A 24,076-nucleotide genomic window follows, 5' to 3' on the forward strand; every position below is an offset into this window, starting at 1 on the left:
CTGCTGTCAAGCGGGTGAGGAAACCCCACCCGCCTACGCGGTGGGGTAGTTCATGTGGCAATATCAACCTCAGCGTCGCTCAGAGAGCTGGCTGGATGCCATCACAGATGCGCGAACTCAGCTTGAATTGGCCCTCGAAGATAGCCCCAGCTTGAGGGGATATCTCGGCCTTTCCGGAGACTTGTCCCTATGCTTTGGAGCTGGCCTTGGCAGAAGATTGACTGTCAAGCCCCTCTCCTTTTGGCAGAGGCAACTCAGAGATCGCTGGATATTAGAGGATAAAGCCCTCTCAGCACTTTCAAGCAGAAGCCCGCCCTTGCCAACTGCGCATCTTGCCGGGGTTAAGCAATCCATAGGGATCCACTTCTTCCTTAAAACGGAGCTGGCGCGGATCCATCACTTTGCGACCCCCCTCTTCGATGATGAAAGTGTGGGGATTGGCGATGAAGACTCCCTGCGCCTCGTGATAGCGCATGATCTCGTTGAGGCGTTCTTCCGTTGTAAAGCGCACAATTTGCAGGCCGACCGGGGTAGCCTGCCCCCGGATGCGAATCCACTCCAGGTGCATCAGCACTTCGTCGCCAAAGTGCTCGTACAGGTGCTGCACCACCTTCAGCTCCCGATCGGGCGGAAAAATCGATTGTAGATAGGTCAAATTGGGATCCACGCTGCGGCAGTGCAGGGTGGTGTGGTTCCAAGAGAATTCCCCCAGCGAGATCCCCTTGCTGGCCTCCTGAGCCGTTTTGTTGTAGACCACCTGGCCGCCATGCTCCCGAATGAGCTCCAGCAACGGCTCTAGGCTGTACTCGGCCACCATCAAGAGGGCCACGGCGGATCCCTGGGGCAAGTAGTCCTGCAAGGGGACGAAGTAGCGAGGGATCGGCCAGGCGTGCAGGCTGATGAGTTTCTTCAGGATCCCATCTGCCTCGGCCAGAGCCTGGCCAAAGTGGGCGCAGGGCATAAACCCCCCCTCCGGCGGGAAGGCCACCACCAGCTCCGCCCAAGGATAGGCCGGCGCCAAGGGAATCTCCACCTCGGTGATGATCCCGTTGAGGCCCCAGGCATGGCTGACTTTGAACACGTCGTCTCCCCGCAGCTCCAGGGATCGCGGCTCCTCTTCGACTGTAATCACCCGCAGCCCTAAGATGTTGCCCCGATCCAGCAGTTGGCCGTAGGTCACAGAGCCGATGCCGCCGCTACCGCCGGCAATGAACCCCCCAATAGTGGCGGTGCGGTAGGTGGAAGGGGCCATACGGATCTCCCAGCCCAGCTCGCGGGTGTGTTTGTCGATGGCCATCAGCTTGGCCCCCGCCTGTACCCGCGCCAAGCCCGGCTTGGCCCAGATTACCTGGTTGAGCTTGCTTATGTCCAGGATCACACCGCCAGCTAGGGGGATGCACTGGCCATAGTTACCGGTACCGGCGCCGCGCACGGTCAGGGGTACTCTCCACTTGGCACAGGCCGCCGCCACCCGCATCACTTCTGCTTCATCGGCAGGGCGCACCACCACCTCCCCGCGCTTGTTGCTCAACTGGCGGCTGAGCACAGGGCTGTAGTGGTAAAAGTCCAGCGACAACTTGGCAACTTGCGCCGGATCGGTGATGGTTTCAAGGTCGGCCAGCTCAGAAAGCAAGGCCTGCAATTTTCCAGAAGCAGCAACGGTCATAGGGATCCCCAATTGGATAGCAGGCTACTTAGACTCCATTGTCTGTGCAAAGGGCCGGCAGAAAGGCTCACCAGAGACAGAAAACGCCTCTCCAGGGGATCCCGGCCCGTCCCGAGCATCAGCCGAAGCGGCCCTCTACGTAGTCTTTGGTCGCCTCTTTGGCAGGGCTGTTGAAGATCACCTCCGTTCGGTCGAACTCCACCAGTTCGCCCACGCGGTTGGATCCCACCAGCTCCACGCTGAAGAAAGCCGTCATGTCCGAGACGCGGCTGGCCTGCTGCATGTTGTGGGTGACGATAATGATGGTATAATCCTGCTCCAGCTCCTTCATCAGCTCCTCGATGCGGCGGGTGGAGATGGGATCCAACGCCGAGCAGGGCTCGTCCATGAGGATGACATCCGGCTGTACCGCCAGGGCACGGGCGATGCAGAGGCGCTGCTGTTGCCCGCCCGATAGCGACTGAGCGTTTTCTCTCAGCCTATCCTTGACCTCGTCCCAAAGGGCGGCCCGCTTGAGCGAAGTTTCCACCACCTCGTCCAAGTCCACCTTCATCCTCAGCACCCGCGGGCCGTAGGCAACGTTGTCGTAGATGCTCTTGGGAAAAGGGTTGGGCTTCTGGAACACCATGCCAATGCGCCGCCGCACCGCCACCGGATCCACATTCTCGGCATAGAGGTCTTTGCCGCGGTAGGTAAGCTTGCCCTCAACACGCGCCCCCGGGATCAGGTCGTTGGTGCGGTTAAAGCAGCGCAGGATGGTACTTTTGCCACAGCCAGAAGGCCCGATAAAAGCCGTAATTTGCCGGGCAGGAATATCCATGGTGACGTTTTTCACCGCCAGGTTCGAGCCATAGTAGACGCTCAGGTTTTCCGTTCGGAAGACGTAGGTGGTTGAGTTAGCAGATTGAGTTTTCATGATCCCACTCGCAGAAAGTTCGTCAAGAGGCTAATTCACACCTGGCCGCTGTCCGACAAGGCTTAAACTATCTTCTGGCTTTGTAGACCAGGAAGCGGGCCAGCAAGCTGGCTGCCAAAACAATGGCCAGCAGCACCAGGGCTCCTGCCCATGCCAGCTCCTGCTGCACCTTGAAGGGAATAATTGAGAAGAAGTAAACCATCACCGGCAGGGTAGCCACCGGTCCAAACAGGTTGGTTGACCAGAAATTGTTGTTGAAGGAAGTAAAAAGTAGAGGTGCTGCCTCGCCGGCAGCCCGCGCCAAGGCCAAGATCAAGCCCGTTACAATGGCCGGAGCTGCTGCCGGCAGGACGATGCGCATTGTGGTCTGAAAGCGAGTGGCCCCCAGGCCAACCGAAGCCAAACGCATATCCGGCGACACCAAAAGCAGCGCCTCTTCCGTGGAGCGGATGACAATGGGCAGCATCAACACGCCCAGGGCAACTCCCCCCGAAAAAGCCGAGAAGCCGGATCCCCGCACCACCAAAGCGTAGGCAAACAGGCCGCAGAGAATGGCCGGCACGCCCGTGAGCACGTTACAGGAGAACTTGACCAAGTAGGCCAAGCGGCTGCCGCGGCCAAACTCCGACAGGTAAACGGCCGCTAGGATCCCGAAGGGAAAGCTCAAAGCCGCCCCCGTGGCCAGAACCAATACGCTGCCGACGATAGCGTGGCCAAACCCCCCCTCTGCTAACCCTGGAGCCGGGTAGCGAGTCTCGGTGAGGACGTCCCAGCTTATCCTCTGGATGCCCTCCTTACCGATGTCCCACAGCACCCAAGATAGGGCAGCTATGATGGCGGCCACAAACAGTCCGCTCAGCAGCGTCAAGGCAATGCTCGTGTATCTCCGCAGGGGGGCAACAGCGGCACGGCTAATGTCGATCTCCTCAGGAACAAGCTGGGCTGACTGGGACATGATGACGAGGCTCCTCGGTTACTGCTCCAAGTTTTGAAACTTGCGGATGATGATCTCGGCCATGACGTTAACCAACAGGGTCAGCACCATCAACACCACACCGGCATACATAAGGGCCGACACCTGCAGGCGTCCTGCTTCGCCAAACTGGGAAGCAATCAAGCCGGTAATGGTGGATCCTGGCTGCAGCAGGGAGATGTTGATGCGGTTGGCGTTGCCGGAAATCATTGCTGCCACCATGGTCTCCCCCAAGGCCCGTCCCAATGCCAGCATGATCGAGCTGACAATGCCCGACAGGCCCGCCGGGATCATCACCGTCAAGATCGTCTCCCAGCGGGTAGCTCCCAACGCCAAAGCGCCCTCTTTGAGGCCCCGGGGCAGCGATTCAAGGGTGCTGCGGGTGATGGAAATGATGATGGGGGAAATCATGATCCCCAGCACCATGGCCACCAGCAGCAAACTGGGGCCACGGGGGGCAGGACCCCCAAGGAGAGGAATCCACCCCAGCGTCTGATTGATGGCTCGGAAGATGGGCCGCACCGCCGGGATGAGCACAAAGATGCCCCACAGCCCCAGCACCACACTGGGAATGGCCACGATCAGCTCAATGGCAAAGGCAATCGGCGCCGTTATCCACTTGGGGGCAAAATCTTCCGTCAAGAAAATGGCGGTGCCGATGCCCAGAGGAATGGCAAAAATCAGGGCCACCAGAGAGGTCATCAAACTGCCGTAGATCTGGGGCAACACCCCATAGATGTTTTCCACCGGGTTCCAGCGGCTGGTGACCAGAAAGCCCAAGCCAAACTGGCGCATGGCCGGCAGGGCTGCCTCAGTGGTCTGCACGATCACCCAAATGAGAATGATGCCGGCAAACCCTGCCAGCACCAAAGTTAGGCGGACAAAACCCACGTCGAGGGCGCGGGAAACATCCATTTTCTTTTCAATAGCAACATCCGTTGATAAGTCGTAGTCTCTGGCTGCCGAAGTCATAGGATCCCCGCTGTGGCAATTCTACTGGTGGGCAGATTGTGGCAAAACCTCCCTCACCCTACATTTCATCGGTGTTACAGTTGTCTGTGTCCTGGCCAACAGTGAACACCAAAAGCTTGTTGGACTCAGACTGGTGACAACGTCAAAAGTCAGTGCCGACAGATCTTTTGCTTGCCAAAAATGAGCAAAGCGGCAAGCCAGTAGCCAACAGGAAGAGCACAGCCTCTTGTTGACCACTGGCTCTCAACTAACACCTTTCAACAGGACAGCAACTCATCGCTTCGCGTTGGGGTTGACCTTGATCTTATCCAGCTCGGCAAAGATCCGCTGGATGGCCGGCTCCGGCATGGGGATGTAGTCCAGTTCTTTGGTGATGGCTTGGCCCTCTGGCCCCTGCGTCCACTTGATGGCTTCCACCAGCTTCTTCAGCTTTTGCTCGTCAGGATATTCACGGTAGAGCATCACCCAGAACAAACCAACGATGGGGTAGTCGTCAGGCCCTTCGGGATCCGGCACCAGCAGGGCAAAATTTTCGGGCAGGGGAGCGTTGAGGGCAGAAGTAGCCCGCTCAGGAGAAAACTCGACAATCTTGCCCGCTTTGTTTTCTATGCGAGCAGTAGTCAGTTGCTCCAGCTTGGCAAAGGACTGGTTCACATAGCCAATCGCCCCTGGCTCCTGCTTGATGGTGGCGGCTACCCCTTCGTTGCCCTGGGCACCGATGCCAACCGGCCACTCCACCGTGGTTCCCACGCCGCCCTTCCAGTTGGGGCAAGCAGCGTTGAGGTGGTTGCTGAACACGAAGGTCGTCCCAGAGCCGTCGGAGCGGTGCACCCAGGTGATGTCCAGCGCGGGCAGCCGACTTGCCAGGTTGGGGTTTTGGGCCTTGATGCGAATGTCGTCCCAGCGGGTGATTTCGCCGGTAACAATGCCACAGTAGGTTTCCCGCTTGAGCACGAGCTCTTTGTCGCCGATGCCGGGCAGGTTGTAGGCAAATTCAATGGCGCCCCCCGCCAGAGGCAGTTGCAGGGGCTCGTAGCCGTATTTCTCTTTGAAGCTCTTGTAGCGAGAGGCGTTGTACTTTTCGGTCATCGGGCCCTCGGAAGCACCGAAGTCCACCGTGCCGTTGATGTATTGCTCCAGACCGGCACCGCTCCCAACAGACTGGTAGCTGACTTGCACATTGGGATCTACGGTGCGATTGTAGGCATCAAACCAGCGCTGCAGCAGCGGCGCAGCGAAGGTAGCACCTGCGCCAGAGATTTGCACGGTTTGGGCTTGGGCCGGGGCCAGCGCCAGGACTCCCACCGCCAAAGCCGCGACAGAAGAAACAGAAGCAGAGAGCAGAGATCGCATAAGAAAGAAATGTCTGATTTTAATCGACGCCTATAACCCTACAACCTCAAGGTTAAGAGTAGAATATGTTAAGGTTAAGTTTAGGTTAAACCAGAAGAAAAAGTCGGTGTCTTTCTAAATGAGGTGATTGCTATGAGATCTTGATTTTTTACCTGGTGATTTGCTTGGGTTTAGATAGCAGTAAAAAATGATCCTGGAGCTCAGGATCTGTGAAAAGCTTATTTTGCAAGGCTTTTAGCTTGTCTTAGACTTGGCTAGGTGACCTCGATCCAAATAAAAGATGATGCTGGCCAGCCAGAAAAAAAGTTTGAACAGAAGATAAGTTGCGCAGAACCTAGAGCAGAAAGCTGCCCCAAATCTTGCCAAGCTTATATAGGCTTATGTAGGGTTCAATGTGTCCAGAAGAGCCCCCGCAAGAACTTCTTTCTTGCTTTTGCGGAGAGCGTTGAGTTGGCTAGAAGAGTAACCTCAGCACTCTAGACGTCAAGCAGCTCCTCAAGTTCCCCGACCAGAGGGGAAAGGGGGAGGTCTAAGCCGGGATCCGCCCGCCGCCCATCAGGTACAGCAAAGCCATGCGCACCGCAACGCCGTGGGCAACTTGCCGCTCGATGAGGTTGAGGCTGGGATCCTCCATCACTTCAGAACTCAGTTCCACGCCGCGGTTGACCGGGCCGGGGTGGAGAACCCTCACCTCGGGGTGGCACAGGCGCAGCCGCTGCTGGGTGAGGCCGAAAAGGTGGTGGTATTCCTGCAGGCTGGGGATGAGGAATTCGCTCATCCGCTCCCGTTGCAGGCGCAGGGCGATGACGAAGCGGGCTCCTGCTAGGGCCGGCTCCAACTGCCAGTGCACCGGCAGAGTATGGCCGGGCACAAACTGGGCAAAGTCTTTGGGCAACAGGGTGGGCGGGCCGGCCAAGTGGACGTCTGCGCCAGCGGCCACTAGAGCATAGATGTTGGAGCGGGCTACCCGCGAGTGGAGGATGTCGCCGACAATGGCCACCTTCACCCCCTGCAGCAGCTCGAGGCGAGGTCGCTGCGGATCCAGGTGGCTACAGAGGGTAAATAGATCCAGCAAACCTTGAGTGGGATGTTCGTGCAGGCCGTCCCCCGCATTTAGCACCCCCGCTGGGGATCCGCGGCGGTCGATCTCGGCGGCCAACTGCTGCGGCACTCCGGCCTGGGCGTGGCGGACGATGAGCACGTCGGATCCCATGGCCAAAAAGGTGCGAACCGTATCCAAAATGGTTTCCCCCTTGCTTAGCGAAGAGGTGCCGGGGGAAAAGTTGAGCACATCCGCTGACAGGCGCTTGGCCGCCAGCTCAAAGCTGTTGCGGGTGCGGGTGGAAGGCTCGAAAAACAGCGTCACCACCACCTTCCCCTGCAGGGTGGGCACCTTGGGCAGCCGCCGGGTCAGCACTTCCTGAAAGCTGGCGGCGGTTTGCAAAACAATTTGATACTCTTCGCGGGTAAAGTCCGCCAGCCCCAAGACATGTTGCCGCTGCCAAGCCATAGGGGATCCTCAAATGCCCAAGCGGGCAAAGATCTCGTCCAGGTGGGTGAGGTGCCGCCGTGGGTCAAAGCAGGCCTGCAGCTCCGCCTCGCTCAGGTGGGCCATTACTCTGGGATCCGCCAGCAGATTGGCGTGGAAATCTCCGCCGGCTTGGTTCCAGGCGCGGTGGGCGTTTTCCTGCACCAGGCGGTAGGCTTCCTCACGGCTCAAGCCCTTCTCCACCAAAGCCAAAAGCACCTGCTGGCTAAAGACAACACCACCGTAGAGGGTGAGGTTGCGCTCCATGTTGGCAGGGTAAACCTGCAGGTGGCGCACCAGATCTGCCATGTTGACCAGTAGGTAGTGGCAGAGGATGGAGGCATCGGGCAGGATGACCCGCTCTACAGAGCTATGGGAAATATCCCGCTCATGCCAAAGGGGAATGTTTTCCAGGGCCGAGACAGCATAGCCCCGCAAGAGGCGGGCAATTCCCGTCAGTTGTTCTGCTTTGATGGGGTTGCGCTTGTGGGGCATGGCGGAGGATCCCTTTTGGCCGGGGGCAAAGTACTCCTCAACCTCCAGCACCTCTGTCCGCTGGAGGTGGCGGATCTCGGTGGCAAAGCGCTCCAGAGAAGAGCCAATCAAAGCCAAGGTCTGCACATACTCGGCGTGGCGATCGCGGGAGATCACCTGCGTTGAGACAGTATCCGGTTTGAGGCCTAAGCGGGCGCAGGCCAACTGTTCCACCTGGGGGGGCACATTGGCGTAGGTACCCACGGCGCCGGAGATCTTGCCCACGGCGACCACCTCCCGCAGGCGTGTCAGGCGCTCCTGATGGCGCAGGCACTCGGCCAGCCAGCCGGCCAGCTTAAAGCCAAAGGTAATAGGCTCGGCATGGACGCCATGGGTGCGGCCCATCATCAGAGTGTAGCGGTGTCGGCGGGCCTGCTCACGCAAAGCAGCGATGAGGTCGGCCAGCCGAGCTTGCAAGATCTCAACCGAGGCTCCAAGCTGCAGGGCCAAGGCCGTGTCCAACACATCCGAGCTGGTCAAGCCCAGGTGGATGTAGCGCCCCGCCTCGCCCACATGCTCGTTGAGGTTGGTCAAGAAGGCAATAACATCGTGCTTGACTTCCGCCTCGATTGCCAAAACCCGCGCCGGGTCAAAGGCAGCTTTGGCTTTGATCTCCTGCAGAGCCTCTTGAGGGATCCGCCCCAGCTCCGCCTGCGCCTCACAGACGGCCAGCTCTACTTGTAGCCAGGTCTGGAGCTTGTGGGCGGTGGACCAAATCTGGCCCATTTCTGGCAGAGTGTAGCGCTCGATCAAGGTGCCTTTTCCGTCAGTACGATAGGATAAGCCAAGCTATTTTAGCTAATCCGCCTCTCATCCCGGGTCCAAAGCGGGGCTTCTCGGCGAGTTGGCCAAGTGCAAGGATGGCCCCTCTTGCGGGCAGTCTATACTGGACTGGGTTGGGATCCTCAGCGGGGCACGATGAAGCGGCGATGGGGAAGGGTGGCTCTCATAGGTTGCTTGGCGGCATTCCTGGCTCCTGCCCCCGCCCTCTCTTTGCCCACCTCCCCCCCTCCTCCTGAGAAGACCTCCACCCGAAGCCCTGCTTCCGAGTTTAACTGGCAGGGATCCCTCAAGTTGCTGCGCGGGGATCCGGTGGCGGCTTTGGCGGATCTGGATCGGGCAGTGGAGTTGGATCCCACCTATGCACCGGCCTACGTTAACCGCAGCTACGTTTACAACCAGTTGCGCCAGCCCCAAAAAGCCCTAGCCGATGCGGAGCGGGCCATCCAGTTGGATCCGGGGATCCCAGAGGCCTACTTTAGCCGCGGCGTGGCCCACCTGCAACTGGGGGAGCGAGAGGCTGCCATGGCTGACTTTCGCCAGGCGTTGGCTCTTTTTTCCCAAAGCGGCAACTTTGCTGACCAAGCCATCCTGCAGCAACTGTTGCGCCAGTTGGGGGTGGAGTAGTCGCCCTTGGATTGAATCTAGGGCCATCTCGGATTTAGACAAACTGAGGAGGCTCTCCCAACCACTCGGCCAGGGAAACTGCCTGGGCCTGCAGCCCGAAGACATGACAAAAAGATTGCACCAACACTGGGGCTACGGCAGCCATTGTTACCCCCGGACAAAACTGCACCAGGGATCCCACCGGGCGATCGGGGATCCCGCAGGGCACGATGGCCGCGAAGGCAGCCAGATCCGGACAGACGTTGAGGGCAAAGCCGTGGTAGGTAACCCAGCGGGAGACCTTGATGCCGATGGCCGCCACCTTGTGGCCTTGCACCCAAACCCCTGTCAGGCCAGGGAGCCGCTCCCCCCGCAGGCCAAAGTGGGCTACGGTCTGGATGAGCACCTCTTCTAGGTGGCGCAGGTAGCGGTGCAGATCCGGCTGGCCATGGGAGCCGTAGACAGTCCTATGGCGCTTTAGGTTCAGTAGGGCATAGCCCACCCACTGGCCCGGCCCGTGGTAGGTCACCTCGCCGCCCCGCTCCACCCGCAGAACCTCCGGCCCCTCAGGAGCAGGGGACTCTGGCTGAGTATCCGGAGATCCTATCCGTCCAGCCAGGCTTTTGAGAAACTTGGGATCGGCCCCTGCCCCCAGGGTGTAGACCGGCGGGTGGGTGAGCAACAAAAGCCCATCCGGCACCTCAGGATGGCGGATCATCCGGGCCAACCGGGCCTGCTGCCAAGCCCAAGCGGTGCGGTAGGGCACTTCTCCTGCCAGGTGAACTTGGAGAAGCGGCACAGGCTCAAGCCCCTGCAAAGCTCAGGCCACCGGTAAGTTGACCTGGGCCCGTAGCCGCTCGAGCAGAGCTCGGGGATGTAGCAGCCCTTCAATGCGGTCAACCGGCTTTCCGTCTTTAAACAGGATCAGGGTCGGCACGGCGTAGATCCCCCAGCGGGCAGCGATGTTGGGGTACTTTTCGGTGTCGACCTTAACAAAGGAGATGGCGTCCCCCACTTGGGGCTTCACCTGCTCCAACACCTGGGCCATGACCTGACAGGGACCACACCAGGTGGCGTAGAAATCCACCAGAATGGGAGTTTTGGATCCCTGGATCATATCGTCAAAGCTTTTGAACTGCTGTTTGTGGGCCATGGGCGACCTCCGCAGGATGCTGTAGAAAAACTTAGAATGCAACCTATTTGTAGTCTAAATGTTTGAGATGAAAGTGTGAGTAGAGATTCTGCGACCGCTTGCTGTCGGTTTCCCGGTAGGATGACTAGGGCTTGGTCGGTACCTGTAGTCTAAAGGGCGGGCTGGACGGAAGGGGCAGGCTTTAGCAGGGCTTAACGATTGCAAGGAGTGGGATCCCGATGGCAACAATCCGGACGGTGAGCCGAGGTGTGGTGGCCGGCGTATTGGCTGGGGTGGTCTTGAGCCTCTGGGGGATCTGGCGTTGGCTGGGGGATCCCTCAGGCTGGATTCAGGTGGTGGCCGGGCTGCTCTTGAGTTTGGCGACGGTGCTGTACTGGCGGAAGACCCGCCCCGCCGACTGCCTGGTGGTGGAGCCCCAGAGCTGGCACCTCAACCGCCTCAGCCCCGATCACTGGCTTATCCAGGCGGAGTTCGTGGCCCGCAACCTCAACCCCATCTTTGAGGTTACCTTGGCCCAGGTGCAGCCGCGACTGCATTTGCTCAGTGCCGGCTCCATCGAAGGGATCCAAACCCAGATCCGCCTGCGCTCCCGCCATGCGGATCTGCCCCCTCGCCAGGACAACTACTGGCAGGCCTACATCATCACCCCCCAAAGCCAGACCGGCTTGGAAGTGGAGATCGAGCTGAGGGGGGAAGGGCTGGCAGATTTGCGCTCGGCCTGGCTGGAGCTGGACTACGTCCAGTACGGGCGGCAGCGGCGCACCCTTAAGACTAGCCACCTGATCCTGCCCTTGCAGGAAGTGGATCCCTTGCCGGAGCTGGCCTGGCAGCAGCAGGGGCCAGTGAGTTGGGCTGCCATTCCCACCCCTCTGCTTACCCCCAGCGATGACCTTGCCGAGGTGCTGCAGCGCTACGTGGGCCCTCACATCCAGCCCGGTGATATCGTGGCCATCTCGGAAAGCGCGGCGGCCATCGTCCAGGGCCACTTTCGCCATCCCCTGCAGGTGCAGCCTGGCTGGCTAGCCCGCACCCTCTGCTACTTCTTCCCCTCCAAGACCAGTCTCTCAAGCTGCTACGGGATGCAGACGCTGATCGACTGCTCAGGAGCCTGGCGGGTGCTGGGGGCTTTTGTTGTCGGATCCCTGGCCAAGTTGTTGGGGATCCCAGGGGTGTTCTATGCCCTGGCGGGGGAGCAGGCCGACCTCATCGACGATGTCACCGGCACCTTGCCCCCCTACGACCAGTTCATCGTCTTGGGGCCGCGGCATCCAGCTAAGCTGGTGGCCGAGCTCCACGCCCAGACTGGCTACGAGGTGGCCATTGTGGATGCCAACGACTTGGGAGAGGTAACTCTTCTGGCGGCCAGCCCAGGGGTGGAGCGGGAGCTGGTGGAGCAGGCGCTGCGCAAGAACCCGGCGGGCAATGCAGCGGAGCAGACCCCCCTGGTGCTCATCCGGAAGCGGCTGCCGGCATCGCCTGGGATTTGAGTGCCTGCATCGCCTGGTGGGTCGACAAGAAAAAGCGCTCAGCGCCCACTTTCTCCACAAACCCCACCCTTTTGAGGCAATCCATCACCGGCCCCTTTACCTCGGCTAGGGCAAAGCCCACCCCCATTTGGTGCAGACGTTCCACCAATTCGGTCAGGGCCTCCAGAGCGCTGCCGTCGATGAAGTTAATGGCGCTGGCCACCAGCAGCACCTGTTCCACTTCCGGCCGCGCTGCTACCTCTTGCAGGATGTACTCCTGCAGGTAGGCGGCGTTGGCAAAAAACAGGCTCTCATCCACTCGCACCGCCAAGATGCGCGGATCGGTAATCACCTCATGGCGCAGCACGTTGCGGTAGTGCTCGGTACCCGGCACCTGGCCAACAATGGCAATGTGGGGGCGGCTGGCCCGCCAGAGGAAGAGAAGGATGGAGGCCAGCACTCCCAGACCAATCCCCCGCTCCACCCCAATTGCCAACACGCTGGCAAAGGTGAGCAGCCAAACGAGGGCATCGCCGCGGTCGTAGCGCCAGCTCTGCAGCAGGGGGTGAAAATCCACCAGTCCCAGCACCGCCACCAGCACAACGGCAGCCAGAGTGGTCTGGGGCAGGAAAGTAAACAGGGGCATCAGCCAGATCATGGCCAGAGCTATCAGGGATCCCGTGATGACCGAGGCCAGACCGCTGTTGGCCCCCGCCTGAGCGTTCACCACCGAGCGGCTGATCCCACCCGTGACCGGAAAGCCACCGCTGACGGCTGCTGCCACGTTGGCCACTCCCAGGGCCACCAGATCCTGGTTGGGATCCACTTTCTGCCGCCGCTTGCTGGCCAGGGCCTGGGCCATGGCATAACTTTCCGTAAAGCCCACCAAGCTGAGGGTTAGGGCGGTGGGCAGCAGGGATCCCCATTCTGGCCAGCTCAGTTGGGGAAACGTCAGCGGTGGCAGGCCAGCCGGAATGGATCCCACCACTGCCACCCCCGCTCTCTCCGAGAGATTCAACCCCCAAACCAGCAGGGTGGTTAAGAAAACGGCCGCCAGGGGAGCACTCTTGGTGAGCAGCAACTCCCAGAGGGGCGGGATCCCCCAGCGGCGCAGTTGCGCCGGCAGCTTCTGCTGGGCGTACACCAACAGGGCGATGGACAACAGCCCCAGCCCCAGGGTGGCCCAGTTGACCCCATCCAAGCTCTGCCACAGCCGTTGCACTAGCAGCCAGAAGGACTCGGTGTTGGCCAGCTTCACCCCCAGCAGATGGCGAAGCTGGCTAAGGGCAATGATTAGGGCTGCGGCACTGCTAAAGGCCGTTATAACCGAGTGGCTCAGGAAATTGGCCAAAAACCCCAGACGCAACAGCCCTACCCCTAGCTGGATCAGGCCCGCTTCCAGAGCTAAGCCCAGCGCCAACTGGCCATACTCCGGGCTGCCCGGCTCAGCCAGCGGCTCCAAACCCGAGGCTACCAGCAGGGCGATGATGGCCACCGGCCCCACCGACAAAGCCCGGCTGGATCCCAGGAAGCCGTAGGCGATCACCGGCAGGATGCTGGCGTAGAGGCCTGTCTCGGGGGGCAGGCCGGCCAGCAGCGCGTAGGCCATGCTCTGGGGCACCAACAGGATGGCCGAGACCACCCCAGCAATGAGATCCCCCGGCAGATCCTCTCGCCGGTAGCGAAGCCACCACAGGGAATCCTTGGCCAAGGGCAGGTAGCGCGCCCAAACCCCCTGCTTTGGGGAAGAGGCGGACGGGATCCCGCTCATAGCGTCTGACCCCGGTTCCAGGGCAGGCGGGCCAAAAGCAGCGCCAGGCCACAGGTGTTGGTGATCCCGGCAAACACCAGCCCCGCCCCCACAAAGCCGCTCAATACCAGCCAGCCGGGATGGACAAAGGCTCCCAGCAGGGTTCCTACAAGCACCAGGGATCCCGCTGTAATCTGCGCCTGTCGCATTAGCGAGATGGGCGCGTTGCGGGTGCGGGTGGTGGGCAGCTTGGCGGCCTTCCAAGCTTCGATCCCGCCTTTTAGGTTTATCGCTTCCGGCCAGCCGTATTCAAGCAACTGACAGCTGGCGCGGATGGAGCGGCTGCCCATGCGGCACTGCAGCACCACTGGCTTTTCTGGTGTCGAGATCGGCACCTTGGCGGGGTCAAAGGTAGATAGAGGCATGTTGATCGCCCCCGGGATCCGCTCGTCGTGGTATTCTGCCGGCTCCCGTACGTCAATCAGCTGTACCCGCCCTTGATCCAGCCACTGCTTTAAAGTCAAGGCGTCGATCTCCTTAAGACGGGGATCCCGTTCCTGCTGAGCTGTAGGATTTTGTTGGGCTACGGTCATGGTTTCTTCCTTGCTTCTAGGGTTGTTGTAAGACTTAGGGATTTCTAATCTTCCTCCTCCAGCAACCTGCTGGGCTCGCCAGGATAAAACTGGCTATCCAGGATTTGCTCGGGAGAGTAAGGGCAGGTCTGGGGAAAAGTCTTTCTAGGCAGCTTGGTCTCTTCTAGAGCCAGTTGGAGCGCCCTCAGGTAAGACTTGGAGATGGCCTCCGGCAAATAGGGCCTCAGGCTTGGGTTTTCCTCCAGCAGATCCAGAACTTCCTGCCGCTGCACCTGTAGAGTAAGAAGCCAGCTTACCGATCTGGCCTGCGGCTGATACTCCCACTTCAGAAGGTGCCCCACCAAAACTCCCAGCCGGTTACGCAGCTCTTGCCGCTGTTGCCTGCCCAATGATTCCATCTCCTCAATTAAATGGGGCAGATCCAGCTTCTCCCAGGCCCGCTCCCGCAGAAATTGGGCTTGTTGCTGAGTCCAAGCATAGAAATCCCTCTCATAGAGATGTTTGGGATCCACTCTCAACCCTCCCCTTTCTGACGGGCTGCCTGAGAGAAGTCTAGCCAGCACTAGCAACTAAACTGCGGCTGCCACTTGGCCGCACTGCTCGTTGGCCGGCACCGCTTCCTGGATCTTCTTGGGCTGCGGCAGGTTGAGGCTGTTCATCAGGGCAATAAAGCTCTCCCGCGAGCGCAGCTTACCGGTTTCCGGATCCACGAAGCGGGGGTTCCAGCGCTTCTCCTCGCCAATGGTGGAGACGGTGTGTCCCCGGTAGTCATGGCCGGGATAAACCAGCGTCTCGTCCGGCAGAGTAAACAGGTGCTGCGTTACGTGGTCGTACATCAAGCCGGGATCCCCACTTTGGAAATCGGTGCGCCCGCAGCCGCGAATGAGCAGGGCATCGCCGGTCAGAACGCGATCCCCATTGACGCGGTAGGTCATGTGGCTGTCGGTGTGGCCCAGGGTGGCGATGGCCTCGATGACAATGGATCCCACCTGCAGCGTTTCCCCATGGCCGATGAAGCGGTCGGCACATTGTGCCTTGGCCTGAACCGGCACCACCCCTTGGCAGCCGCTCAACTCCCGCAGCTTGCCGGTACCGGTGATGTGGTCGGCGTGAACGTGGGTCTCCAGGCAGTACTTCAAGGTCAGACCCAGCTCTTGAATTAACTTCCAGTCCCGCTCCACCTGCTCCAACACCGGATCCACCAGTACGGCCTCGCGGGTGTCTGGGTCTGCGATTAAATAGGTGTAGGTGCTCGTCTCGGCGTCGAACAGTTGGCGAAATAGCATGCTGCCCTCCTGTCTGTTGACAAAACCCGAAAGCGATCCGAATTCGGGTCTCTAGAGCTACTATATAACTATTTAGTGTTAAAATCAAGCTACCACCTCCCTCAAGACAGACTATGGATTGGGACAAGCTCGTGAAAGGTGGCAAAGACGAGTGCCAGTTGACCCTGACGCCGGAAGTGCTGACCAGCGTGGCGGAGTACTTCAAGGTTTTGGCGGAGCCCAGCCGGCTGCAGATCCTGTGTCAGTTGCGCTCGGGGCCCAAGAACGTTACCCAAATCCTAGAGGCCACCGGCATGGGCCAGGCCAACGTTTCCAAACATCTCAAGATCCTGGCGCAGGCAGGGATCGTCAGCCGCGAGCCCAGGGGCGTGAGCGTCTACTACCAAATTGCGGATCCCATCTGTTTTGAGCTGTGCGAGGTGGTGTGCAAGCAGTTAATCAAGCGCCTCAAGCAGCAGGCTCGGCAACTGGAACCCCTGGCGGCCCTTCACTCCGGCAGGCTAAGCCGCGGAGGTTCCTGAGGGCGGGGGCGGCGCAGCAGCAGGGGAAGGCTCAGCAGCCCAAACAGGGCCACAACGGCAGCCATGATCCAGATGAGGAAACGGCTGGGGCGAAAGTCGCCCGCCTCGATTTGCCGCATCACCTGGTTGTAGCGCCAAGCAGAAAGGCCGATCATCAGGATTCCAAAGATCACCAACAGGAGGCCCAAGTTCTGGGCATTCAGGAGGCCGTGCGCCGCGGCGGGCTGCTCAGGGGAGTGGGCGGCTTCAATCTGCCGCAGAAATAAGCTGAAGCGGGCGAGGGCAAAGCCAAAGGCAATGAGAGCCACAGAGGTGCGCAGCCAGGCCAGAAAGGTGCGCTCATTGGCCTGGTGTTCCCGTTGGCGATCTGGGGGCAAGTTCATGGGCTACAGGGATCCCTCAAGGGCTGATTTTAAGACAGCGGGGATCCGGCAAGCTGGCCTTCTCCGGCTGGCGGGGAAAATAAAAGGCGGTGCGTTTACATACTTCCACCAGCATCAGCATCACCGGCACCTCGATCAACACCCCTACGACGGTGGCCAGGGCGGCCCCGGAGTTCAAGCCAAACAACACCACCGCCGTTGCAATGGCCACCTCGAAGTGATTGCTGGCGCCGATTAAAGCCGCCGGAGCGGCATCCTCATAGCACAAGCCCAGTTTCTGGGCTGCCACATAGGTGAGGCCAAAAATAAGGTTGGTCTGCACAAAAAGCGGCACTGCAATCAACAAAATGTGGAAGGGATTCTCCACAATGAGATCCCCTTTAAAAGCAAAAAGCAGCACCAGCGTCACCAGCAAGGCGGTGATGGCAATGGGGTTGAGGTAGCGCAAAAAAGCTTTCTCAAACCATTCCCGGCCCTTGGTTTTAAGAATCCAATAGCGAGAGGCTGCTCCTGCAACTAGCGGTAGGCCCACGTAGATGGCCACGGATAGCAAAATGGTTTGCCAGGGCACCGTTAAATCGCTCATGGCCAGCAGCCAGCGGCCCAGCGGCGCGTAGAGGAAAAGCATGGTTAAAGAGTTCACCGCCACCATCACCAGGGTGTGGCCTTGGTTGCCATAGCTGAGATAGCCCCACATCAGCACCATCGCAGTGCAGGGGGCAATGCCCAGCAAAATGGCCCCGGCAATGTAGGAGTTGCTTAGGCTCACTTCTGTACTGCGGATCATTTCCGTGCCGGTTATCCAAGGGGCAAACAGCCACCCCAAGAAAAACTGGGCAATCACCACCATGGTAAAAGGCTTCACCAGCCAGTTCACCCCCAGGGTCAACAGCACCGGTTTGGGCGATTGCAAGGCATGGGCTGCCTGGCCAAAATCAATTTTCACCATGATGGGATACATCATGAAAAACAGGCAGACGGCAATGGGAATGGAGACCTGATAGAGGCTCAGGGCATCCAGCGCCTCTGCCAGGCCCGGAAACCATCGACCCAACAGGATCCCGGCAACAATACACAGAGCCACCCAAAGGGTGAGATAGCGCTCAAAAAAACTCAGGGATCCGCCGCCGGGGAAAGCTTTGGGGTCAGATTCGGTGAGAGCCATGGGAAAAGCCGAAAACTGGGGTTGAGAAAACGCAGGCTGCCGAGTAGCCACCTTCCTAAGGGGCTCTCCTCAGGATACATCAAAAAAACTTGTTCAGTTTACCTCCAACCCAGGCAAAAGCGGGATCCCTTCTGCAGGGGGGTGCTGCGGCAGCCTAGAATGGGGCTGGGATTCGGAGGAGAAGCAAGGAGTGATCAGACCCTACTCAGCCCATCTGTTGAACCCAGACTTTCGCCTCAGCCTGGCAGTACTGGTGTTGGCAGTGCCGCTGTTTTGGCTGTCGTTTTGGGCAGGCCTGGGGGTGGGGCTATTTGGCCTGTTCTTGCTGGTGCAAACCTGTCTGATTGGGCTGGCCTTTACTCGCACGGCGCTACAGGTTTACAGCGGCTCCCAGCGCATCCGCGAGTTCCCCTACAGCGAATGGCAGGACTGGCAGATCTTCTGGCCCTCAGTGCCGATTTTATTTTTCTTCCGGGAAAGCCGGAGCATCCATTTTCTGCCCATGCTGTTCAATCCCGTCGAGCTAAGGATGTGCCTGGAAGAGCGGGTGGGCCACCTGCATGCCCGGCAGAAATCCCAGGGATCCCCTTTCCACCCATCAGGCCGATGAGCGGTTCCGGGGGCTGGGTTTGGCAAGAGGCAGGGGAATGGCGTTGGCTGCAGTGTCAACTTCTGGCGGGGTGGCCCCATGCTTTTGGCTGCCGTCAAGCTTCCCCCTATCAGCCAGCCGAGCTGGCCGACCGGTTGCAACTCCCCCCAGAACGAGCTGCATGGGGCCGGCAGGTGCATGGCTGTCGCTGGATCTGGGCGGATGAAGTTCTCTTCTCCCAGGGGGGGGCTTCGGGTTCTCACCTCGGGGAAGGGAGTTTCGCCCGTCCCGAAGCAGATGCTGTGATCGCCCGCCGCCAGTTAGATTCTGCCTGGGTTTGCACCGCCGACTGCGTGCCAATCTTGATAGCTAGCCCTACCTGGGTGGCGGCTGTTCATGCCGGCTGGAGGGGCACGGCTGCTGGCATCTTGCCCAAGGTGCTGCAAGTTTTCCTAAAGGCCGGGATCCCTGCTGACCAGATCTGCATTGCCCTGGGGCCAGCCATCTCCGGGCCAGCCTACCAAGTTTCCCAGGAAGTGGCCGAGCAGGTGCTGCAGGCGCTGCCGTCGGGGGTGGATCGCCGGCCTGCCCTCTGGCCGGATCCGCTGCCGGGTAAGGTGCGCCTAGATCTGCGCTGGATCCACCGCGCCCAGGCCCAAGCCCAAGGGATCCCTTCCAAGCAAATTGCCATCAGTCCTCATTGCACCTTTGCTCAGCCGCAAGATTTCTTTTCCTATCGCCGCGAGGGATCCCGAAAGGAAGAGGTAGGCTGCTATGGTGTGCAGTGGTCGGGGATTGGCCTGCCCAGCGCAGCGTTGGATAAACCCTAGCCGCCACAAGTAGTAGCTATAATTGCCCTCAAAGCTCTACCTTACAGGCGGGGATCCCATGTTTCGCCGTGCTGCCTTTTGGGGATTGTCTTGGATGGCTTTTTCTCTCCCTTTTGCCTTTGTCGGAGAAGCCCATGCCCAGACCTCTCTGACCGGCATCAACCGCGACAGCGTACTGCAACTGAACCTCGGATCGGGACGCCGCCTGGCTCCAAAGCCAGCGAGGGACTCTAACTCCCAGAAAGACCAGGATCCTGCGATTGCCTCAGCGCTGATGTGGGCGGAGTGGCACATCCGCGCCAATGTCTGTACCGGCAACCTATCTACCGAAGAATTGGCAGAGCTATTTCCCTTGGTCAATCAAGAGTTAGTAGATGCTGTTTGTCAAGGGGGAAGTTAGGCAGCTTGCCCAGGCAAGCAGTAAGGTAAAAAGAAAACTCTCAGTCAGGTCGCTACTGCATGGATTTTGAGAAGCTCTTGGAGGAATGGGTGTCAGCCTTCACCCAGGCGGCGGAAGAAAGCCTCGCCGCTTTGGAAACCGCCCTGACGGAGTTGGCGGAACATCTGGCCGCGCCTCTCCAAGAAACCCTGCGGCAGTGGGAAGCGTTCTGGAGTCTGGAGGAGGAGCCGCAGCCCGATCCAGAGCTCGACGAGGAAACGTTCAATCCTGCTGAGGGGGAGTCCTTCAGCACCAGCCGTTTCTTCGTCAGCCCACTGGGGTTTGGGGGCATAATTGTTTGTACCTATATCGCTTCACCCCCCGGCTGGGTTGGGGATCCCACCTGTCGCTACAATGCCCTTTCCCCGGAGTTGCGCTGTGCAGTTAACCCCTATGGCCCCTGTGAAGGCTGCCCTCACTATGAGCCGCGGGAGCGGATCCCTTCACGTTAGTCGGCTCGAGAGCTTCCGCCATGCAGGGTAGCCGCCTCATTGTTGCTCTGGATACCGCTTCTTGGGATCAAGCCCTGGAGTGGGTAGATCGCCTGCCGCAGGTGCTGTGGTGGAAGGTGGGCCTGGAGTTGTTCACGGCTGTTGGCCCTCAGATTTTTCAGGCCCTTAAGGGACGGGGCAAGCGCATTTTTCTCGATTTAAAGCTGCACGACATTCCCCACACAGTGGGGCGGGCCGCTCAGGTGGCCGTTGGTTATGGGGTGGATCTGCTCACCGTTCATGCCGCTGGCGGCAGTGCCATGTTGCGGGCAGCAGTGGCCGCCACCCAGGGCAGTTCTTGCCGGCTGTTGGCAGTCACTCTTCTCACCAGCCTTGGTCCCGACCAGGTGCGGCAGGAGTTGGGCGTTGAGCGGGATCCCGGCGACTATGTGTTGCAGTTGGCGCGGCTAGCTCTGGATCAAGGCGTGAGTGGGCTGGTCTGCTCCCCCCAGGAAGTGGGGCGGCTGCGGCAGGCTTTGGGGCCGGAGGTGCTGCTGGTAACCCCAGGGATCCGCTTTGGGGATCCAGAAGCGGGGGACGACCAGCAGCGGGTCTGTACCCCTGCAGAAGCTCTGCGAGCAGGGGCCGATTATTTGGTGGTGGGCCGCCCCATCACGGCGGCTGCGGATCCCGTGGCTGCCTTGTACCGCCTCCAAGCCCTGGAGGATGCTGTTGGATAATTCATGGAGGGTAAAGCTGCGGGCCCTGCACTTTAGTGTGGGGAGGAAAGCGACTCTGGAACTTTAGTGGCCAAAGTGGCGCCTCCCTCGCAAGATACCCCACCGTATACTGTAGGGGGGATAGCTCCTACTCCCATGATGGAGCATGACCCAAGTTCTAACTATCTCCTGCAAGCTCAAGGTGTCTGCGTCGCAAGCTGCAAAGCTGGAGGCGACAGAGGCCTACGGCCCGCTGGCGCGAGCGGGAATGTGTCAACCAACAGCCGCGCAGCAAGAGGGCTACTGTTCCCGTGAGCGGGACGGAGTCCCTAAGCTCCCGACTTCAGTCGGGGGAAGTTTACTCTGTGGACGCGACCATCTGGGGAGAAATAAGCCTTGGGCCACAGATCTGCCAGACGAGGGTGGGGACTGGGTTTATGGCTGGTTTTGAGCTTGGGCAGCCTTGCCCCTGCTTGGGCAAAAGAGGAGATCTGTGCCTCCGACCCGCAAACCTGGGCCGAGGCCCTGGCGGAGCAGTTGCCTTTGTTTCTCAATTTGGCCTTGAGCCGCTCCCGCTCAGACTTCCAGGTAGTGCTGGTGGGCCAGCCAGAGGTGGAACTTCTCTCTGCCGAGGAGCTGGCCCAGCTTCTGCCGGATAGCCCAGCCGCCTCGGCTTCCCAAAGCTTTCGCTTGTATTTCACCACGCTGGAGCGCCGCTTGGTTCTGCCCCAGCAGCCCGAGCAGGAGGGCAACCCCCTGGCCGGTCGGCGCAGCGAAACCCTGCAGCTGGCCTATGAAGCTTATGTGCTGCGGGCTGCACCTGGGGATCCCTGGCAGGTGGTGCGCCTGCAAGTTACCGGCGCCGGTGTTCCCATCCGCGACGTCACCGAAGGACTGACCGCCCAAGCCATTCGTCGCTGGCAGCAGGCTGGGTGCCCCTTGACGGGCGATCTAGAGTTGACTAGGCCTACCCTATGAAGTTTCCCCCTGCCATGCCTCCGCGGGGCAAAAGGCTGTCTCGTTCCTCTTTTCCTCAACTAAGCCTGTCCAGGGCAGGCAAACGTCGGCACCAACGCCCAGACGGACTTAGTTGGATGGGCCACTGGCTGCTGTGGGGAGGGATGGGGTTGCTGCTGGGGCAACGTCTCCGCTCCTTAGGAGAGCTGGCCCATCTGCCGTGGTGGCGCGCTTGGCCCATCAGCAGCCCTCAGGGATCCCTGCCCCCTGTCCAGGCGGAACTCCCTCTCTACCACTCAATTGCGAACGGGCTACTGCCCTGGCTGGTTGAGGGCACCGGGATCCCCCCCGAGGGGATCCTGCAAGCTGTCTCGGCCCTGGCCTGCCTGGCCGTGCTGCTGCTGTGCTGGAGCTGGGGCAATTTCTGGAGTGCTGGCCTATGGGGACTCAGCCCCTGGGTGCTGACCCAGGGGTTGGAGCCGGGCGACGAGATCTTGGCCAGCCTGGTCTTGTTGGTCAGCAGCGGTGCTGGGCCGGGATCCCGCCTGCGCTGGGGCGGTTTGGCGCTGGCCTGTGCCCTGAGCTACAAAGTTTGGCCCTTGGCCCTGCTCTGGGGGACGCTATGGACTAGCCAACATTGGCCGCGGCAGCGGTTGCAAGGGCTACTCTGGCTGCTGCTGGTGATTGGCCTCTCCTGGTTGGTGCGGGTTGAGCTGCCCGCCAATCCCTTCACCGGGACGGAGCGCTTTCCTACGGCGACGGTGTCCTATTCGCTCACTAGCCAAAGCGGCCTGGCTGTTCTGGCCACCTTAATGTTGCCCCTGGGGCTGGCCTTGGTGCGGCTGGGTTGGCCCTGGGCGGAACGCCAACAAACCCTGCTCAGCTTGGCCGGTTTGGGCCATGTCCTGTGGATGGGGGTGCTGGCAGTGTGGCTTTGGGAGCCACAGATGAACCTGTTGCAGCAAAGCGCCCGTTGGGGCCTGGTGGCCCTGCCCTTTTTGTGCCTGAGTGCCGGCGGCGTCTTGGCGGAGATCCCCTGCCGGAGTTGGCGGCGAGTTCTGGGATCCCTGCTCTTGGCCAGCTCGTTCTTGTTATCGTGGCAAGCGTTGGCCTAAGCTCTTCTCCTGCCTTGAAGCTCCCGATGCGGCCCCTCTCAGAGACCCTGTTTGCCCGGCGGGCTCAGGCCGTGATCCCGCCTCCTTTTGGCGCGGAGATCCCTGGGGCCGTGCCGGTAGTAACCAGTTTTACCTTTGGCCTGGCGGATCCGCGGTTGTTTCCCAAGGCCGACCTGGCGCGGGCGACAGCGGAGGTGTTGGCGGAAGAGGGAGATGCTGCCCTCAATTACGGCGGCACTTTTGCCGGGCTGATCGAGGTGGTGCAGCAGTTGATGCGGGCCAGAGGGGTGGAGGCGCAGCCGGAAAACCTCTTGATCGGCTATGGCTCTGGGCAAATCCTTGGCCTCTTACCCCAGGTCTTTGTGGAGCCGGGGGATATGGTGATCGTGGAGGGGCCCACCTTCATGGGCGCGGTCAGCCGTTTTGCGGCGGCAGGGGCGCGTCTGATCTCGATCCCCGTGGATGGGGAGGGCATGGTGGTGGATTGCCTGGAAGAGGTGTTGCGCGAGCTAGCCCGCCAAGGGATCCGGCCCCGCTTTATCTACACCATTCCCACCTTTCACAATCCCAGGGGCTGCACCCTCTCTTGGCCGCGGCGGCAGAAGCTGGTGCAATTGGCGGCTGAATACGGCGTGGTGGTGGTGGAGGACGAGGCCTACTACGACCTACGCTTTGTCGGGGATCCCTTGCCCAGTTTGGCCGCGCTGGATGAAGAGGGCTGGGTTCTGCACGTGGGCACCTTTTCCAAGATTGTGGTGCCGGGGGTGCGGGTGGGCTGGGCCTGTGGCCATCCCGAGATCATCCGCCGCTTGGAGATGTTTCGTAGCGAGGGATCCCTGGGACCTTTTTTGGGCCGGGTGGTGGCCCGCTACTGCGGGGAAGGCCGCCTAGAGAGCCACATTCAGCTTTTGATCCGCCGTTACCGAGAAAAGTGCCACCTGATGTTGGAGGCCATCGCTCAATGTTTTCCCCCTGAAGTTAAGGTGGAGGCCCCTGGGGGTGGATTCTTTATCTGGTGCGAGCTGCCCCCTCCCCTGAGTGCCAACGCCTTGCTGCAGGCCACCCGGGCGCTAGGGGTAACTTTCTTGCCGGGTACCCACTGCTTTGCCGATGGCCAAGGGGATCACGCCTTGCGCCTCGCCTTCAGCTACCAACCGGAAGAGCGCATCCTCAGCGGCATCCAGATCGTCGGAGAGCAACTGTACAAACTCATGGGCCAACGATAAATACAGGGTAGCCATATTGGAATGGATGCAGCAGCGCTGTAAGCTCTTTGCTGTGCTGGTAGAGGAACTCTTAAAAACCTGACACTTGCCGTCTGGGACGTCGCCCCAGCACGTTAAGGATGAAA

General features: G+C 60.2%; 26 protein-coding genes and 1 pseudogene. 12 read left to right on the top strand and 15 right to left on the bottom strand.

Going from position 1 to position 24,076, the window contains the following annotated elements; genetic code table 11:
- Positions 1–52: 52 nt before the first annotated feature.
- Positions 53–112, top strand: a pseudogene (locus tag NW852_RS13190) (DUF29 domain-containing protein); the annotation flags it as partial.
- 186 nt (positions 113–298) lie between these two features.
- On the opposite strand, the gene NW852_RS13195 reads toward NW852_RS13190, so the two are convergent.
- The 7 genes from NW852_RS13195 to purB form a co-directional block, all read right to left on the bottom strand.
- Entirely contained in the window at positions 299–1,666 is a 1,368-nt protein-coding gene (locus tag NW852_RS13195) for an FAD-binding oxidoreductase (protein WP_414370324.1), read from the bottom strand.
- Positions 1,667–1,784: 118 nt separating this feature from the next.
- Complete coding sequence (gene pstB, locus NW852_RS13200; RefSeq protein WP_414370322.1) at positions 1,785–2,582, bottom strand: phosphate ABC transporter ATP-binding protein PstB; 798 nt, start codon at positions 2,580–2,582, stop codon at positions 1,785–1,787.
- Between the two features lie 67 nt (positions 2,583–2,649).
- Complete coding sequence (gene pstA, locus NW852_RS13205) at positions 2,650–3,537, bottom strand: phosphate ABC transporter permease PstA (protein WP_414364782.1); 888 nt, start codon at positions 3,535–3,537, stop codon at positions 2,650–2,652.
- Between the two features lie 18 nt (positions 3,538–3,555).
- A complete protein-coding gene (gene pstC, locus NW852_RS13210; protein ID WP_414364780.1) occupies positions 3,556–4,527 on the bottom strand; it encodes a phosphate ABC transporter permease subunit PstC in 972 nt (323 codons plus the stop codon).
- 273 nt (positions 4,528–4,800) lie between these two features.
- The gene (gene pstS, locus NW852_RS13215) at positions 4,801–5,880 is read right to left on the bottom strand and encodes a phosphate ABC transporter substrate-binding protein PstS (RefSeq protein ID WP_414364778.1); all 1,080 of its coding nucleotides are present in this window, start codon (positions 5,878–5,880) and stop codon (positions 4,801–4,803) included.
- A 529-nt stretch (positions 5,881–6,409) separates the two neighbouring features.
- Positions 6,410–7,390, bottom strand: coding sequence for an aspartate carbamoyltransferase catalytic subunit (locus tag NW852_RS13220; protein WP_414426813.1), 981 nt, complete (start codon positions 7,388–7,390; stop codon positions 6,410–6,412).
- Positions 7,391–7,399: 9 nt separating this feature from the next.
- Positions 7,400–8,695: an adenylosuccinate lyase gene (gene purB / locus NW852_RS13225; RefSeq protein ID WP_414364776.1), complete on the bottom strand. Its 1,296-nt coding sequence runs from the start codon at positions 8,693–8,695 to the stop codon at positions 7,400–7,402.
- A gap of 204 nt (positions 8,696–8,899) precedes the next feature.
- Between purB and NW852_RS13230 the strand changes: the two genes are divergently transcribed.
- Positions 8,900–9,349 carry a tetratricopeptide repeat protein gene (locus NW852_RS13230; RefSeq protein WP_414426814.1) on the top strand — a complete coding sequence of 150 codons (450 nt, stop codon included), beginning with the start codon at positions 8,900–8,902 and terminating at the stop codon, positions 9,347–9,349.
- 34 nt (positions 9,350–9,383) lie between these two features.
- Here NW852_RS13230 and lipB read toward each other — a convergent pair whose 3' ends face one another.
- On the bottom strand, positions 9,384–10,127 hold the full coding sequence (gene lipB, locus NW852_RS13235; RefSeq protein WP_414364772.1) for a lipoyl(octanoyl) transferase LipB: 744 nt from the start codon (positions 10,125–10,127) through the stop codon (positions 9,384–9,386).
- A gap of 21 nt (positions 10,128–10,148) precedes the next feature.
- Positions 10,149–10,481 (bottom strand): thioredoxin, encoded by a 333-nt coding sequence (gene trxA, locus NW852_RS13240; RefSeq protein WP_414334976.1) that lies wholly within the window; start codon positions 10,479–10,481, stop codon positions 10,149–10,151.
- 218 nt (positions 10,482–10,699) lie between these two features.
- Here trxA and NW852_RS13245 point away from each other — a divergent pair, with 218 nt between their 5' ends.
- Entirely contained in the window at positions 10,700–11,968 is a 1,269-nt protein-coding gene (locus NW852_RS13245) for a hypothetical protein (RefSeq protein WP_414370317.1), read from the top strand.
- On the opposite strand, the gene NW852_RS13250 is transcribed toward NW852_RS13245, so the two are convergent.
- Genes NW852_RS13250 through NW852_RS13265 form a run of 4 tightly spaced genes read right to left on the bottom strand, consistent with a single transcriptional unit; the run spans position 11,931 to position 15,576 of the window.
- Positions 11,931–13,718: a SulP family inorganic anion transporter gene (locus NW852_RS13250; protein ID WP_414370316.1), complete on the bottom strand. Its 1,788-nt coding sequence runs from the start codon at positions 13,716–13,718 to the stop codon at positions 11,931–11,933. The genes NW852_RS13245 and NW852_RS13250 overlap by 38 nt on opposite strands.
- The gene (locus NW852_RS13255) at positions 13,715–14,290 is read right to left on the bottom strand and encodes a rhodanese-like domain-containing protein (protein WP_414370315.1); all 576 of its coding nucleotides are present in this window, start codon (positions 14,288–14,290) and stop codon (positions 13,715–13,717) included. The genes NW852_RS13250 and NW852_RS13255 overlap by 4 nt, the downstream gene beginning before the upstream one ends.
- A gap of 44 nt (positions 14,291–14,334) precedes the next feature.
- On the bottom strand, positions 14,335–14,802 hold the full coding sequence (locus NW852_RS13260; protein WP_414334972.1) for a DUF29 domain-containing protein: 468 nt from the start codon (positions 14,800–14,802) through the stop codon (positions 14,335–14,337).
- Between the two features lie 57 nt (positions 14,803–14,859).
- Entirely contained in the window at positions 14,860–15,576 is a 717-nt protein-coding gene (locus NW852_RS13265; protein WP_414364766.1) for an MBL fold metallo-hydrolase, read from the bottom strand.
- Between the two features lie 113 nt (positions 15,577–15,689).
- Between NW852_RS13265 and NW852_RS13270 the strand changes: the two genes are divergently transcribed.
- Entirely contained in the window at positions 15,690–16,097 is a 408-nt protein-coding gene (locus tag NW852_RS13270) for an ArsR/SmtB family transcription factor (RefSeq protein ID WP_414370313.1), read from the top strand.
- Here NW852_RS13270 and NW852_RS13275 read toward each other — a convergent pair.
- Entirely contained in the window at positions 16,064–16,480 is a 417-nt protein-coding gene (locus NW852_RS13275) for a YidH family protein (RefSeq protein ID WP_414370311.1), read from the bottom strand. The genes NW852_RS13270 and NW852_RS13275 overlap by 34 nt on opposite strands.
- A gap of 16 nt (positions 16,481–16,496) precedes the next feature.
- The gene (gene arsB / locus NW852_RS13280; RefSeq protein ID WP_414398443.1) at positions 16,497–17,645 is read right to left on the bottom strand and encodes an ACR3 family arsenite efflux transporter; all 1,149 of its coding nucleotides are present in this window, start codon (positions 17,643–17,645) and stop codon (positions 16,497–16,499) included.
- A 190-nt stretch (positions 17,646–17,835) separates the two neighbouring features.
- Here arsB and NW852_RS13285 point away from each other — a divergent pair, with 190 nt between their 5' ends.
- From NW852_RS13285 to NW852_RS13320, 8 genes are all read left to right on the top strand, one after another.
- Positions 17,836–18,255 carry a DUF3119 family protein gene (locus NW852_RS13285; protein WP_414364759.1) on the top strand — a complete coding sequence of 140 codons (420 nt, stop codon included), beginning with the start codon at positions 17,836–17,838 and terminating at the stop codon, positions 18,253–18,255.
- Positions 18,252–19,064: a peptidoglycan editing factor PgeF gene (pgeF, locus tag NW852_RS13290; RefSeq protein WP_414398445.1), complete on the top strand. Its 813-nt coding sequence runs from the start codon at positions 18,252–18,254 to the stop codon at positions 19,062–19,064. The genes NW852_RS13285 and pgeF overlap by 4 nt, the downstream gene beginning before the upstream one ends.
- 94 nt (positions 19,065–19,158) lie before the next feature.
- A complete protein-coding gene (locus NW852_RS13295) occupies positions 19,159–19,464 on the top strand; it encodes a hypothetical protein (protein ID WP_414376535.1) in 306 nt (101 codons plus the stop codon).
- Between the two features lie 59 nt (positions 19,465–19,523).
- On the top strand, positions 19,524–19,955 hold the full coding sequence (locus NW852_RS13300) for a DUF6464 family protein (protein ID WP_414370307.1): 432 nt from the start codon (positions 19,524–19,526) through the stop codon (positions 19,953–19,955).
- A 20-nt stretch (positions 19,956–19,975) separates the two neighbouring features.
- Entirely contained in the window at positions 19,976–20,674 is a 699-nt protein-coding gene (gene pyrF, locus NW852_RS13305; RefSeq protein WP_414364755.1) for an orotidine-5'-phosphate decarboxylase, read from the top strand.
- 375 nt (positions 20,675–21,049) lie between these two features.
- On the top strand, positions 21,050–21,631 hold the full coding sequence (locus tag NW852_RS13310; RefSeq protein ID WP_414398448.1) for a hypothetical protein: 582 nt from the start codon (positions 21,050–21,052) through the stop codon (positions 21,629–21,631).
- 116 nt (positions 21,632–21,747) lie between these two features.
- Entirely contained in the window at positions 21,748–22,725 is a 978-nt protein-coding gene (locus tag NW852_RS13315; RefSeq protein WP_414364753.1) for a hypothetical protein, read from the top strand.
- A 26-nt stretch (positions 22,726–22,751) separates the two neighbouring features.
- Entirely contained in the window at positions 22,752–23,951 is a 1,200-nt protein-coding gene (locus tag NW852_RS13320; protein ID WP_414364752.1) for a PLP-dependent aminotransferase family protein, read from the top strand.
- Positions 23,952–24,076 lie beyond the last annotated feature (125 nt).

Source organism: Synechococcus sp. H60.1, assembly GCF_047462335.1.
Classification (GTDB): Bacteria; Cyanobacteriota; Cyanobacteriia; order Thermostichales; family Thermostichaceae; genus Thermostichus.

Excerpts from the sequence above, each read along its gene's own strand:
- NW852_RS13195 (WP_414370324.1), bottom strand. The coding sequence starts at position 1,666 with ATGACCGTTGCTGCTTCTGGAAAATTGCAGGCCTTGCTTTCTGAGCTG.
- pstB (WP_414370322.1), bottom strand. The coding sequence starts at position 2,582 with ATGAAAACTCAATCTGCTAACTCAACCACCTACGTCTTCCGAACGGAA.
- pstA (WP_414364782.1), bottom strand. The coding sequence starts at position 3,537 with ATGTCCCAGTCAGCCCAGCTTGTTCCTGAGGAGATCGACATTAGCCGT.
- pstC (WP_414364780.1), bottom strand. The coding sequence starts at position 4,527 with ATGACTTCGGCAGCCAGAGACTACGACTTATCAACGGATGTTGCTATT.
- pstS (WP_414364778.1), bottom strand. The coding sequence starts at position 5,880 with ATGCGATCTCTGCTCTCTGCTTCTGTTTCTTCTGTCGCGGCTTTGGCG.
- NW852_RS13220 (WP_414426813.1), bottom strand. The coding sequence starts at position 7,390 with ATGGCTTGGCAGCGGCAACATGTCTTGGGGCTGGCGGACTTTACCCGC.
- trxA (WP_414334976.1), bottom strand. The coding sequence starts at position 10,481 with ATGGCCCACAAACAGCAGTTCAAAAGCTTTGACGATATGATCCAGGGA.
- NW852_RS13245 (WP_414370317.1), top strand. The coding sequence starts at position 10,700 with ATGGCAACAATCCGGACGGTGAGCCGAGGTGTGGTGGCCGGCGTATTG.
- NW852_RS13250 (WP_414370316.1), bottom strand. The coding sequence starts at position 13,718 with ATGAGCGGGATCCCGTCCGCCTCTTCCCCAAAGCAGGGGGTTTGGGCG.
- NW852_RS13255 (WP_414370315.1), bottom strand. The coding sequence starts at position 14,290 with ATGACCGTAGCCCAACAAAATCCTACAGCTCAGCAGGAACGGGATCCC.
- NW852_RS13265 (WP_414364766.1), bottom strand. The coding sequence starts at position 15,576 with ATGCTATTTCGCCAACTGTTCGACGCCGAGACGAGCACCTACACCTAT.
- NW852_RS13270 (WP_414370313.1), top strand. The coding sequence starts at position 15,690 with ATGGATTGGGACAAGCTCGTGAAAGGTGGCAAAGACGAGTGCCAGTTG.
- NW852_RS13275 (WP_414370311.1), bottom strand. The coding sequence starts at position 16,480 with ATGAACTTGCCCCCAGATCGCCAACGGGAACACCAGGCCAATGAGCGC.
- arsB (WP_414398443.1), bottom strand. The coding sequence starts at position 17,645 with ATGGCTCTCACCGAATCTGACCCCAAAGCTTTCCCCGGCGGCGGATCC.
- pgeF (WP_414398445.1), top strand. The coding sequence starts at position 18,252 with ATGAGCGGTTCCGGGGGCTGGGTTTGGCAAGAGGCAGGGGAATGGCGT.
- NW852_RS13295 (WP_414376535.1), top strand. The coding sequence starts at position 19,159 with ATGGCTTTTTCTCTCCCTTTTGCCTTTGTCGGAGAAGCCCATGCCCAG.
- NW852_RS13300 (WP_414370307.1), top strand. The coding sequence starts at position 19,524 with ATGGATTTTGAGAAGCTCTTGGAGGAATGGGTGTCAGCCTTCACCCAG.
- pyrF (WP_414364755.1), top strand. The coding sequence starts at position 19,976 with ATGCAGGGTAGCCGCCTCATTGTTGCTCTGGATACCGCTTCTTGGGAT.
- NW852_RS13315 (WP_414364753.1), top strand. The coding sequence starts at position 21,748 with ATGGGCCACTGGCTGCTGTGGGGAGGGATGGGGTTGCTGCTGGGGCAA.
- NW852_RS13320 (WP_414364752.1), top strand. The coding sequence starts at position 22,752 with ATGCGGCCCCTCTCAGAGACCCTGTTTGCCCGGCGGGCTCAGGCCGTG.